Here is a 12,300-nt window from a genome sequence, read left to right on the forward strand (position 1 = left end):
AGGTGGTGTTATGCGAATTAAAGAGGAAGCCGTTGGAATAGTAACAGGTGAAGCCACTGTCAGCTCATTCCAGTTCTACGCTCAGCCAGATGTAGATCTGAAGTTCGGCGACTTCGTCGTCGCCAAGCTCTGCAAGGAGGCGAAAGAGAGAGACTGCCGCTGGAGTGACGACGTCGAGTGGGTAATAGGTACGATTAGAGGCCTCAAAAACATAAACTGGCTCCTTAGCGAGGGGAAGAGCACTTTCCACTCCCTCCAGCTCGACATAAAGGAGTACGGCGAGAGCATAGGCGAGAACGAGGCTTTGATAGTGAACGTCCGCGTGCTCGGTAAGGTCCTCCTTAACGGCGAGAAGGCTGAGATAGTACCCAACCGCGTGCCGGTTCCAAACGGCAACACCGTCTATAAGGCCAGCTCGGAGCTGCTCAAGGCGATTTATTACGGTGGAGAGGGATTCATTGAGGTGGGAACACTCCTACTGAGAGAGGACGTGCCGATTTACCTCGACGCCGACGAGCTGGTTTCAAGGCACTTTGCGGTTCTGGCCGTTACGGGAGCGGGCAAGTCCAACACGGTTGCTGTTCTGATAGGAGGCATAGTCAACGATCTGAGGGGAACGGTGATAGTCCTCGACCCTCACGGCGACTACGTCAAGCTGAAGCTCCCGGGGACCGGGAAGGACTACGTCAAGCTCATCGAGGCAAAGATAATGCCGGAAGAAATGGACAGCGAAGAGTTGGCCGACCTCATAGAGGTTGCCAGCAACGCTACGATACAGAGGGAGTTTCTGGCCAAGGCATGGGAGACGGTTAAGTACGAAAACCCCGATTTAGGTGGAAGGGAGCTCATGGAAGTCCTGATGAATACGCTCAACGACTGGATAGCCAACAGAACTGCCTACTTCTGGGATGAGGGCAAAGGGGCCTATATCACGGAGGAGCTGAAGAGCGAGAGGATCGAAACGCTTCGCGGAGTGGTCTACAGGATTAGGCGTTTCCTGAGGAACTACGGCTCTCTCCTCACAAGCGAAGATTTAATAGCCCAGATAGAGCCCGGCAAGGCCAACGTGATCGACCTCGGCCCTCTTGACGAGGGTCAGATGAAGGTCGTTGTGGGCAAGCTTCTTGGGAAGGTCTTCGAGGCTCGCGTTGACTACGAACAGGCGAGAAAGAACCTCTTCAGGCTGAGGGAGGAGCTAAAAGAGAGACCGAACTCGAAGACAGCCGAAGAGATAGAGAAGTTCGAGAAGGTCATGCGCGAAATCGAGAGGAGGAGCCCAGCTTTAGCGGAGCCCGTGCTGATAATAGTCGAGGAGGCCCATATCTTTGCACCTCAGGGGGAGCACAACGACGCCGTCAGGATTCTAAGCAGGATAGCACGTGAGGGAAGGAAGTTCGGCGTTGGTCTTGGCATAGTCTCCCAGAGACCCAACAAGCTCAACGAAGACGTATTGAGCCAGACCAACACAAAGATCATCCTCAGGATAGTTAATCCCAAGGATCAGGACTACGTTCTCAAGGCGAGCGAACAGCTGAGCTCCGATCTGCTCGGAGATATCGCAGCACTCGGCAAGGGTGAGGCCGTCATAGTCGGCCAGGCTATAAGCCTGCCTGCACTCGTCAAGATACACAACTTCAAGGCATTGGGAGGAGACTACGGCGGCGAGGACATAGGTGTAGTCGCTCGCTGGCACGAAAGGGCGCTTCGGGAGAAGGAGGAAAGGGAGAAACAGGCCTTCTATGAGGAGGAGGGCATAGAGATAGACCTCTGAGGTGTTAGAATGAGGTTCGCGCACCTGGCAGACCTCCACTTGGGCTTTGAACAGTACAGGTTGCCGTACAGGGCTGAAGAGTTCGCTCAGGCCTTCAGAGAGACAATAGAGAAAGTCGTCGAGGAAAAAGTCGATTTCATACTCATCGCCGGCGACCTCTTCCACCAGAGCAGGCCAAGCCCCGAGACCATAAAGGAAGCCATTGAAATCTTAAGCATTCCAAAAGAGAAGGGAATTCCTGTCTTCGCCATAGAGGGCAACCACGACAGAACTCAGAGGAGGATTTCAGCCTATCACCTCCTCGAAAGCCTCGACCTCCTTTACCTCGTCGGCCTGAGGGAGGAGAAGGTCGAGAACGAGTACCTGACGAGCGAGAAGATAGGCGGGAAGTACCTCGTCAAGGGTGTCTTTGAGAGAGGAGGAAAAAGCGTCGAGATTCACGGACTCAAATACATGAGCGCCGCCTGGTTAGAGCGCAATAAGCTGAGTGATATCTTCAAGCCAGAGAGCGATGCAATCCTCATGCTCCATCAGGGCATCAAGGAGCTCATAGAGAGAATGATGGGTGTCATTCCCGAGAGCCAGCGCGACTACTTCGAGCTGAAGATGGAGGACTTACCGAAGGGCTACGTCTACTATGCCCTCGGCCACATCCACAGGAGGTTCGAGACCAACTACGACATCGGGAAGGTCGTCTATCCCGGCTCCCTCCAGCGCTGGGACTTTGGCGACTACGAGCTCAGATACCGCTGGGACGGTAGAGCCTTCAAGCCAAAGGCTGGAATCGAGAAGGGCTTTTACATCGTGGAGGACTTCGAACCGCGCTTCGTTGAGCTTAAAGTTCGGCCATTCGTGGACATCAGAATAGAGGCAGATGAAGAAACCGCCAAGAGAGAGATTAAACGCTTGAGCACAAAAATCCCGAGCGAGGCCTTTGTGAGGCTCGACCTCAAGTGGGAGAGGCCCTTCGATGTCTCGACATTTCGTGATCTCCTGGACGTTAAGTATCTCTACATCAGGACGCGCTTCGAGAGGAAGCTGAAGACGGTTAAAGGTGGAGAACTGCCCAAGCCAAGCGAGTACTTCCTCCCGGTCGAGCTGAAAGCTATAGAGCTGACGGGCGAGAAAAAGTTTGAGGCTGTTGAGGCTGTCGTTGAGCTCTTCCTCGGCGAGGGATGGGACGAGAAACTCAAGAACACACCGAAAGAAAAGCCCGAAGAGAAGCTGAAAGACGAAGAAAAATCGACAGAGAAAGATGAAATTTCAGAGAAAAGAGAAGCCAAAAAGCTCGAAAAAGTGGAGAAGAAAGAGGAGACCAAAGCAAAAGTCAAGCCTAAGAAGGGTTCTGACCTCTTAGCCTGGCTCGGTGGTGGGAGATGAAGATAGAGAAGCTCATAATCAAGGACTTCCGCTCCCACAAGCTCACGAAGGTAACCTTCACGAGTGGGATAAACCTCATAATTGGCCAGAACGGGAGCGGAAAGAGCTCCCTGTTGGACGCACTCCTGATAGGCCTCTACTGGCCGAGCAAGCCGAGGGACTTGAAGAAGGATGACTTCCTGAGGATAGGCGGCACCGCGACTGAAATCACAGTCTTCTTCGAGAAGGACGGCGTCAAGTACCAGATACACCGCAACATAACGCGCGGACTTTCTTTCGTCAAGTACCACGACGGAAGCAGCTGGAGGGGATTGGAGAGCGGCCAGAAGCAGGTAAGGGACTGGATGGAGAAGCTCGTCCCCTACGACGTCTTCCTCAACGCGATTTACATAAGACAGGGTGAGATAGACGCCATCCTCGAGAGCGACGAGAGCAGGGAGAAAGTTGTCAGGCAGGTTCTCGGCCTCGACAGGTACGAGAACGCCTACAAGAACCTGCTCGAGGTAAGGAAGGAGATAGACGCAAGGATAAGGGCGATAGAGGACTACCTCAAGAGCACGGAGAACATAGACGAACTGATTGGAGACATGGAGAAGGAGCTGGCCGAGACCCTCAAGGTCATAAATGAGCTCTCGCCCGAGATTCCAAAGCTGAGAAAGGAGCTGGAAGGCGTTGAAAAGAGGCTCAGGGATCTCGACGCCCTCGCCGAAGAAATCAACGCTCTCCAACTCGAGACCAGGAAGAAGGAAGGGAACGTAAAGGCCCTCGAAGCAAAGCTCCAGGAGCTGGAGAAGAGAATCGAAGAGAGCCGGAGCCGCCTCAGGGAGCTGGAAGAGAAGGTTAGGGAGTCCAACAAGCTTAAGGGAAGCGCCGAGCTCTATCTCAAGCTGGTGGAGTTCAGGAAGCAGTATGTTGATGAAAAGGCGAATGGAGAGAAGCTCGCCGAGAACTACAGGGCGCAGATTTCAGGCATAGAGGAGCGCCTGGCCGAGCTTAGTGAGATGAAGAATCGCCTCGGAGAGCTGGAGAAGAAGAGGGAAGAGCTCAAGAAAAAGCTCGCTGAACTCGAGGAGAGCGTTAAGGCCTACGAAGAGGCCAAAACCCTGAAGACCAACCTAGATCGGCTGAGAATGAGGCTCAAGCTCGAGCCAGAAGAGATTGAGAGGCTAGCCGCAGAGATTGAGACCGCCAAAAAGAGGAAGGAAGAAATCCAAAGGGAGCTCGAGGAGATAAACGAGAAGAGGGGAGAGCTGAAGAACAGGGTCAGCGAGAGGAACAAGGCCATCATGGAGCTCAAAAAGGCCAAAGGCAAGTGCCCGGTCTGCAACAGGGAGCTGACAGAGGAGCACAGGAAGGAGCTGATGGAGAAGTACTTAGCCGAAGTTAAGGATGTCTCCAAGGAGATTAAGGAGCTCGACTCGCAAGAGAGAAAGCTCAGACGGGAGCTCGTGAAAGTCGAGGGGGTTCTCAAGAGGGAGCGCGAGCTGATAACCCAGAGGGAGCTCCTCGAGCAAATAAAGGAGCTCGAGGAGAAGCTCAAGTCCTACGACCTCAAGAAGCTCGAGAAAAAGGCAGAAGACTACGAGAACCTGAAGGGGGAGCTTGGAAAGATCGAAGGTGAGCTCAAAAGCCTGAAGGACGAGCTTGAAAAGGCCAAAGCCCTCGAGAAAAAGAAGGCAGTTCTCGAGAAGAAGCTGAAGAGCATCGAGGAAAAGCTCGCCGAACTCGAGAAGAAACTCGGAGAACTCGGCTTCTCTGACATTAAGGAACTCGACGAGAAGCTCTCGGAGCTTGAGCCGACATACAGGAGGTATCTGGAGCTTAAAGGGGCGGAAAGTGAGCTTGAGAGAGAAAAGAAGCGCCTCAAACGGACGGAGGAAGAGCTGGAAGATGCAAGAGAGAAGCTCCAGGGAGAGTTCTCTTCCCTCGAGGAGCTGAGGAAGAGGCTTAAGGAGAAGGAGAAGCTCTACAGCCCGGAGGAGCACGCCGGGATCAGAGAGAGGTTCACCTCATTGAGAGAGGAGCTTGCAGGGAAGAGGGCTCAGCTCGAAGCCCTGGAGAAGAAGCGGGAGGAAACCATGGAGAACCTCAAGAAGCTCAAGGAGGAAAAAGAGGGGAGGAAAGAAAAAATCAAAGAGCTCGAGAACCTGAAGAAGGCCCGGGAGAGAGTGCAGAACCTCAGGGAGAAAGTGAGACGCTACAAAGCCATGCTGAAGGAGGGGGCCTTGGCCAAGGTCGGTGAGCTGGCAAGTGAGATATTCGAAGAACTGACGGAGGAGAAGTACTCCGGAGTTACCGTCAAGGCTGAGGAGAACAAGGTGAAACTGGGCGTCATCTACAATGGAAAGGAATACGGCCTCGGCTTCCTCAGCGGTGGCGAGAGGATTGCCCTCGGTCTGGCGTTCAGGCTTGCCCTCTCACTCTACCTGGCTGGAGAAATAAGCCTGCTTATACTCGACGAGCCAACTCCCTACCTCGACGACGAGAGAAGGAGAAGGCTTGTTGACATAATGCAGCGCTACCTCAGAAAGATTCCGCAGGTCATCGTGGTTTCCCATGACGAAGAGCTGAAGGACGCGGCCGACAGGGTGATACGGGTAAGCCTCGAGAACGGCGTTTCGAGCGTGAGGGAGGTGGAGCTGAGTGTATAGGCTCATAGACAGAGCGAGCGTCGACAGGATAAAGGCGATGCTCCAGAGGGGCTACGCGGAGGCACAGAGCAAGCTGAAGGATATAGAGTGGCGTGAGCTTCCCGAGGAGCGGGTCAAGAGCAGGGTTTATGCCGTCGACGGAAGCCAGGGCAAGCAAAGGCTCAGCGGGACGATATTCTACGCCGTTTCTTCTTATGCATTCGGAAACGGTCCGGCATACAGACTCGTCTATACCAACGCGATGCTATACAACCAGGGCATATCGGACCAGATTATCCGCCTCCAGATGGAAACCCTTGAGAACAAGCTCGGCTACCTCGCGGCAAAGATTGGAAACGTTGACTACGTCATGATGGACGGTACGCTTACCGGCTCGCTCACGAGGCCTCCGGTTTATCCGGAGAGTGTGAAGGGGATAACTACGATAAGGGGCGCTCTCGAGGAGAAAGGCCTCGAAGACCTCGTGAAGAAGTTCATAGGGATGCTCGACGAGCACTATTCGGAGCTCAAAGAGGGGCTGGAGGAACACGGGAAAATCAACGGGAGAGTGATTCTCGCCGATGAGAAGCTTGATGACTTTGAGGAGTTCTACAAGGCGATGGAGGGATTTCCGGTTAGAGACCTAGCGGCAACCCTGCCTAACAGAGGGGTCAGGATATCCGGAAAGACCCTCGATGCATACCTCAAGGGCGAGAAGAGCGCTGAAGAAATATTCCAGGAGATTCTGAATGAGTACGGAGAGGAGAAAAAGCTGTCCCTTGACGACGCCAGAAATGCCGTCCATGTCGTCCTTGGATACCTTGAGTACCTCTACTCCCTCGAGAAGCTGCTCAAGAAGAATCTCGTCTACATCGCCAAGAGCTTCTACAACAGGAAGATAACTCAAAAGCTCGGCATAGACATCGTGGACGTCCCCTATCTCGACGCCTACCTCAGGAGCCGCTTTGGAGAGGAGCGGGCAGGATACTACGTCATAACGCAGGGAGGAAAGGCGATAAGCCACAGGATGCCAAAGGTTCTGAGGAAGCACTTCCCCACCGTCGAGCACTACATCGAGAACGGTGTGGCAATGGCCTACATCAGAACCATGAAGGGCGGCGTTATATACCTGCTCCAGAGCAACAGGGAAATTAACGATGAGCTTTTGAGCGAAATCCTCTGGCACGAGAGCAACGGCTACTTCAGACCCCTTCAGAGGGCGCATGAGGGAGTAAAGATAGAGAAGAAGGCCTTCGAGGCCGAGCTCGCGGCCCTGCTCAACATAATAAAGAGGGAATCGCCGGAGCTGAGGGTCTTCCTGAAGTACGGAAGGAGCCCGCTGGAGTGATTGATTATGAAAAACGTGAAGATAGTGGCCGCTATTTCAGCCATTATAATAATCCTCGTTTCAATGGCGACATGGATAACTGTGAAAGACCTAAACGCCACTAGCCTTGTCCTAACAGCGATAACTACCATAGCCACGGTTATAATGGCGGTGACGATATACCAGCTTGACCTGACCCTCCGGCAACTTCGCTTTGAGGCCCTCAACAAGGCTTACGACTTCCTGAGCAATGACATCAAGGCTGATCTGAATGTAATCTCAGAATGGGCAAAAAATGGGAAAAGACCTGAGGAAGTTTTCAGCGGAGAAGAGAGAGATGAAAACTGGAGAAAGGTGCGCTTCGTTAGTATTGCCTTCAACAAGGTTGGCTACTATGTCTACAAGGGATTCCTCGACGAGGAGTTCATACAGGAGGAGTTCGGAGGACTAGTCGTCCGCTCCTTCATAGCTATTAGACCCTATCTGAAGTATATGCGGGAGAGCAGCGAGCCCAAGGACAAGCCCTGGTTCATGAGGCGCTTCTACTTAATGATAGTCGTCGTCTGTGAACAGTATCTGCGTGAACGGAAAGAGTTTGGAGAGTACCTGAGAAAGCTCGTGGAAGAATACGGGAACGATGACGTTGAGAGACTACGAAGAAGGCTCACTTGTGCCCATCGAGTGGCTGGCAGACGACGTAAAGGGATGGTTGAAAAAGAAAGGCTATCTAAAGAAAATCAAAAAGAAAAATCAAACACCTCAGGAAACCGCCGCGCTGAACTCCGCAAGCAGCTCGGCGTAAGCCAGATCCAGACCCTCCAGGTAGGCCTTTATTTTTCTACTCGTTCCCCATCTGTCCTGTCCGGCCAAGACGATGACGACCTGTCCCTCGGCCCAGACGTCGGTCTTGATGAACATCCCGGCCTCGCCGTTTATTATCGCGTTCTGCTCCTCCAAGCTTAGAGCCTGCTGTACGTAAGAGCCAACGCCGTCGTAGGCCTCCGGACCGCCAAGGATGACTATTATTCTGCCCCGCTTGTAGGTCTCAAATTCGTCGGCAGTGACGCGCCTAACGGAGAAGCCAAGAGCCTCTAGCTGAGAGGCCAGCAGAGTGCCCCTTATGCCCCAGTCGATGTCGTTTGAGAGTATGACCACCTCAGGCATCTGGGGCGGTTCGTAGTCAAGCGTCCAGTCGATTAGATTCTTGAGGATAGCGAGTTCCTCCTCTCCGCCGGCTTCTAGTTCAAGGGAGATGTAAACTGCTCTGTAATCACCTTCCCTCGCGAGTATCCCGCCGCTGTAGTCCTCCGTGCGAGCGAGTAGCATGGGCACGTATTCCCTGATGCTATGGAGGAGTCTTATGCGCTCGAGAACCCTTCTGTCCGGGGTGAGCTCCGCTGAGGAGTTGCCAAATCTCAGTGAAACGCCATCGTCAGAGACCCTCATCTGGCCGATGGCTTCGGCGAGTGAGAGGGAAGCTGCCATAGAAAAGTTGAACTGAAGCCCCGTGAAGCTTTTAACGACGTCCCCCATCTCCCGCATCCTCAGACCGTTCTCGCTGGCAAAGCGTATAACGCTCCTCTTGGCTATCCCAAACTGAACGGATGGGAGGATGTACTGCCAGCCGGCCGTGGAATAGACGTTAGCATCAACCCTGCCTCCCGCGAAGGGCTCCTTCTCCGAAAGGATAAGGGAGTAGCCCGTGTTAATGTGGGAGATTATAACCGGGACACTGGTGAGATTGAGAGCACTTCTGGCACTTTCTGCCACGGGAAGAAGTTCCAGACCGACCATCCTGGCTATGCTCGGGCTACCATCAATGTCCCCAACGTGCTGGGGGTTGGTGGCATCAAAGAGCGTGCCCGCGGTGACTATCAATCCTGCATGATTGACCTCAAGGTAGTTCTCCAGCTCGGCCATCTGCTCCACTGAGAGACCCCATTCAGGAAGCCACAGGTTGGACAGGATCACAACTTCGGGCTTGAACTCATTGAGCGCCTCAGTTAGCTCATCGGGGGAAACTATCTTGATGTTGTACTCCCCCGCAAGGGCCTCCCAGCGATGCTCCGTGAACATCCACGCCTTCAGCTTGGTGAGTGGCTCAGCTATGGCCTCGAAGTCAGAGAGATTGTAGTAATAAAACTCCCTGGAGAGGTTGAACTGAAGCATCAGGGAATCCAGAGAGCGCTCAAAGGCCATCGCCTCAACGGAGGGATCGACTATCAGAACCTTCGGCCCAGCGGGATTGGTGACGTAGTAGGTATACACAGGGCTCACCGAAGTGTGGCCCTCAACGTCGGTGGCCTCAATCTTGAAGTCTATCCTTGTCCCAGGAGCCGCACCGGGAATGTTGAACTTACGGTAGAAGACGTAGAAGTTCTGAGTCTCGCCGTAGAAACGATTTATTATCGACTGGTAGATTGACCAGTTCTCGCCAGCCGCCGCTGTTTTGGCGTATGCCGGCCGCCATTCACCCCCATTTACCCGGTAGTAGGCCCTGACGTCTCCAAGTCCAAAGTCGTCCGCCACGTAGAAGTATACGGTGTACTCCTCATAAGGACCAACGACGAAGTTACTGGGGATATTGCCCACAATTATGAGGGGCGGACGCGGACCTGTAACTATGACCACAGAAGATGCGGACGGTAAAAGGGCACCGAGCAGCAGCAGTGCCGTAAAAACCGCAAGGAGCCTGTTTGTCATCATGATCACCCTATAGAATATCGCGTCCGAACTATTTATACTTAGCCCGAAAGCTTTAAACGGGTGGACAAATAATCCACGGCCATGAAGAAGTGGCTCCCCGCGCTGATAACCCTCTCCATTATCGCCTGCTTCCTGGGCGTTTACATCGGCTCGGTAAACGTGAGTCCTTCCGACGTCACTGGGAGCATATCTTACGGGATAAAATCGGCCCTCGCACGATTATTCCCTTCGATTGAGACGGGGGAGGAGCCAAAGTACTTCATCATCATCTGGAAGCTCCGCCTGCCCAGAGTTCTGCTGGCTTACCTCGTCGGGATGAGTCTGGCCTCGGCTGGAGTCGCTTCCCAGGCACTTTTCAAGAACCCTCTAGCTGACCCGTACATAATAGGCGTAAGCGCTGGTGCCGGAATAGGAGCCGCACTTGCCGCTATATACGCGCCGGCGCATATGGGAGCTTTTGCACTGGTTTTTGCCATCATCTCTGTCTTCGTCGTTTACTCTGTTTCCAAAGTTGACGGTCACATCCCGGTCGATACGCTTCTCCTGGCTGGCATAGCCTACGGCTTCTTAGCGAGTGCGATAACATGGTACCTTGTCATAAGCCAGGGGGAAAAGGCCCACGTGACGTGGATGTGGCTCATGGGGACCTTCAACGGCTCTGACTGGGGCGACGTGGGAGAGATGTTCATCATCGCCCTGTTTGGGGTTGGATTCCTCCTCTCGAGGTGGCGCGAGCTGAATCTAATACTCTTCGGCGAGGAAAGCATAGCGCTCGGCCTGGACGTGCATCTTTACAGAAAGCTGTTCATCGGAGTTATAGCTCTTCTAACTGCCTTTGCCGTCTCCACTGCCGGAATAATTGGCTTCGTCGGCCTCGTCAGCCCCCACGTAATCCGCATCATTCTCGGCCCCAACCACAGGGAGCTCACTCCGGCGTCGGCACTCTTCGGCGGAGCCCTTCTGGTAATGGCTGACCTTCTCGCAAGAACCGTGGCGAAGCCAACCGAGCTTCCAGTGGGAATAATCACCGCCCTGATGGGGGCACCATTCTTCCTCTACCTCCTGATGAAGCACAAAAGGGGGGAGCTGTACTCATGATGGAGGTGAGCGTTTCCTTCTCTTACGGCGAGAGGGAGGTTCTGAAGAACGTCGAGTTTAAGGCGGATAAGGGTGAGCTGCTCGCGATAATCGGTCCCAACGGGGCGGGAAAATCAACACTCCTGAAGTCCCTGGTGGGAATACTCAAGCCCATCGGCCACGTAAAGCTCAACGGGATTGATGTCCTCTCCCTCAAGCCCAAGGAAAGAGCGAAGCTGATAACCTATGTGCCCCAGAGCTCCTATCCGGAGTTTGCCTTCACGATAGAGGAGTTCGTCGAGCTCGGAACCTACGCGACCAGGGGCGACGTCGAGGGAGCTTTGAAGAAGGTGGGCCTGTGGGAACGCAGAAAGGAGCAGATAACCAACTTGAGCGGTGGTGAGTACCAGCTCGCCTTGATAGCGAGGGCTCTGGCCCAAGGCAGCGACGTTATCCTCCTCGACGAACCGACTTCCCACCTCGATATCAACCATGCACTTCATGTAATGGAGCTCCTCCGCGAGCTGAGCAATGAGAAGATTGTAATAGCGGTTCTCCATGACCTGAATTTAGCGCTCCGCTACGCTGACAGACTGATTCTCCTCCACAGAGGAAAGAAGCGCTGGGAGGGAAAGCCCGAAGAGCTGAGCCCGAGAGTTGTGGAGGAAGTTTACGGAATAAGCGCCAGAATCGTCGAGGTTGATGGGCACAGAGTCCTTCTCGCAAGCATCTAGCAAAGGTTTAAAACCTACCACGAGAAGAGACGTTAGGGGTGAGAGAATGGAAACGAAGAAGACCGGCACCACCACCGTAGGAATAAAGGCCAAGGACGGTGTCGTCCTCGCGGCCGATACTCAGGCCTCGCTCGACCACATGGTCGAAACGCTCAACATCAGGAAGATAATCCCGATCACCGACAGGATAGCCATAACTACCGCCGGGAGCGTCGGCGACGTTCAGGCTTTGGCGAGAATGCTCGAGGCAGAGGCGCGCTATTACCAGTTCACGTGGGGCAGGCCAATGAGCACGAAGGCAATGGCCAACCTGCTGAGCAACATCCTCAACGAGAACAAGTGGTTCCCATACCTGGTTCAGATAATCCTCGGCGGCTACGTTGAGGAGCCGACTTTAGCCAACCTCGATCCGCTCGGCGGACTGATATTCGACGACTACACGGCGACGGGTTCAGGAAGCCCCTTCGCGATAGCCGTCCTCGAAGACAGCTACAAAAAGGACATGAGCATTGAAGAGGCCAAGGAGCTTGCCGTTAGAGCGGTAAGAACCGCTGGAAAGAGGGACGTTTACACGGGAAGCAGAAAAGTCCAGGTCGTCGTCATAACCAAGGACGGCATAACGGAGGAGTTCGTCGAGTTCAAGGATTGAACCAAAGCTCTTTTTAATTCCCTTTT

The 12,300-nt window shown here is 53.8% G+C and carries 8 protein-coding genes; 7 read left to right on the forward strand and 1 reads right to left on the reverse strand.

What is annotated here, in order from left to right:
• The first annotated feature begins 10 nt into the window (after nt 1–10).
• From herA to nurA, 4 genes are read left to right on the forward strand one after another with little or no spacing between them, the layout of a single operon-like run.
• The gene (gene herA / locus E3E26_RS01145; protein ID WP_167899542.1) at nt 11–1,771 is read left to right on the forward strand and encodes a DNA double-strand break repair helicase HerA; all 1,761 of its coding nucleotides are present in this window, start codon (nt 11–13) and stop codon (nt 1,769–1,771) included.
• Between the two features lie 9 nt (nt 1,772–1,780).
• Nucleotides 1,781–3,151, forward strand: coding sequence for a DNA double-strand break repair protein Mre11 (gene mre11, locus E3E26_RS01150; protein ID WP_167899543.1), 1,371 nt, complete (start codon nt 1,781–1,783; stop codon nt 3,149–3,151).
• The gene (rad50, locus tag E3E26_RS01155) at nt 3,148–5,802 is read left to right on the forward strand and encodes a DNA double-strand break repair ATPase Rad50 (protein WP_167899544.1); all 2,655 of its coding nucleotides are present in this window, start codon (nt 3,148–3,150) and stop codon (nt 5,800–5,802) included. Before mre11 ends, rad50 begins: the two co-directional genes overlap by 4 nt.
• Nucleotides 5,795–7,129: a DNA double-strand break repair nuclease NurA gene (gene nurA, locus E3E26_RS01160; protein WP_167899545.1), complete on the forward strand. Its 1,335-nt coding sequence runs from the start codon at nt 5,795–5,797 to the stop codon at nt 7,127–7,129. Before rad50 ends, nurA begins: the two co-directional genes overlap by 8 nt.
• Before the next feature lie 738 nt (nt 7,130–7,867).
• Here the strand turns inward: nurA and E3E26_RS01165 are convergent.
• Complete coding sequence (locus tag E3E26_RS01165) at nt 7,868–9,811, reverse strand: hypothetical protein (RefSeq protein WP_206204297.1); 1,944 nt, start codon at nt 9,809–9,811, stop codon at nt 7,868–7,870.
• Nucleotides 9,812–9,895: 84 nt separating this feature from the next.
• Here E3E26_RS01165 and E3E26_RS01170 point away from each other — a divergent pair, with 84 nt between their 5' ends.
• The 3 genes from E3E26_RS01170 to psmB are packed head-to-tail and all read left to right on the forward strand — an operon-like array spanning nt 9,896 to nt 12,274.
• Complete coding sequence (locus E3E26_RS01170; protein WP_167899546.1) at nt 9,896–10,912, forward strand: iron ABC transporter permease; 1,017 nt, start codon at nt 9,896–9,898, stop codon at nt 10,910–10,912.
• Nucleotides 10,912–11,625 carry an ABC transporter ATP-binding protein gene (locus E3E26_RS01175; protein WP_206204322.1) on the forward strand — a complete coding sequence of 238 codons (714 nt, stop codon included), beginning with the start codon at nt 10,912–10,914 and terminating at the stop codon, nt 11,623–11,625. The genes E3E26_RS01170 and E3E26_RS01175 overlap by 1 nt, the downstream gene beginning before the upstream one ends.
• A gap of 46 nt (nt 11,626–11,671) precedes the next feature.
• Nucleotides 11,672–12,274, forward strand: coding sequence for an archaeal proteasome endopeptidase complex subunit beta (psmB, locus tag E3E26_RS01180; RefSeq protein ID WP_167899548.1), 603 nt, complete (start codon nt 11,672–11,674; stop codon nt 12,272–12,274).
• The last annotated feature ends 26 nt before the right edge of the window (nt 12,275–12,300 follow it).

It is taken from the genome of Thermococcus sp. LS1 (assembly GCF_012027395.1).
GTDB lineage: Archaea > Methanobacteriota_B > Thermococci > Thermococcales > Thermococcaceae > Thermococcus.

What these genes read in the sequence shown, in the direction of transcription:
- herA (WP_167899542.1), top strand. Translation starts at nt 11, where the DNA reads ATGCGAATTAAAGAGGAAGCCGTTGGAATAGTAACAGGTGAAGCCACT.
- mre11 (WP_167899543.1), top strand. Translation starts at nt 1,781, where the DNA reads ATGAGGTTCGCGCACCTGGCAGACCTCCACTTGGGCTTTGAACAGTAC.
- rad50 (WP_167899544.1), top strand. Translation starts at nt 3,148, where the DNA reads ATGAAGATAGAGAAGCTCATAATCAAGGACTTCCGCTCCCACAAGCTC.
- E3E26_RS01165 (WP_206204297.1), bottom strand. Translation starts at nt 9,811, where the DNA reads ATGACAAACAGGCTCCTTGCGGTTTTTACGGCACTGCTGCTGCTCGGT.
- E3E26_RS01170 (WP_167899546.1), top strand. Translation starts at nt 9,896, where the DNA reads ATGAAGAAGTGGCTCCCCGCGCTGATAACCCTCTCCATTATCGCCTGC.
- E3E26_RS01175 (WP_206204322.1), top strand. Translation starts at nt 10,912, where the DNA reads ATGGAGGTGAGCGTTTCCTTCTCTTACGGCGAGAGGGAGGTTCTGAAG.
- psmB (WP_167899548.1), top strand. Translation starts at nt 11,672, where the DNA reads ATGGAAACGAAGAAGACCGGCACCACCACCGTAGGAATAAAGGCCAAG.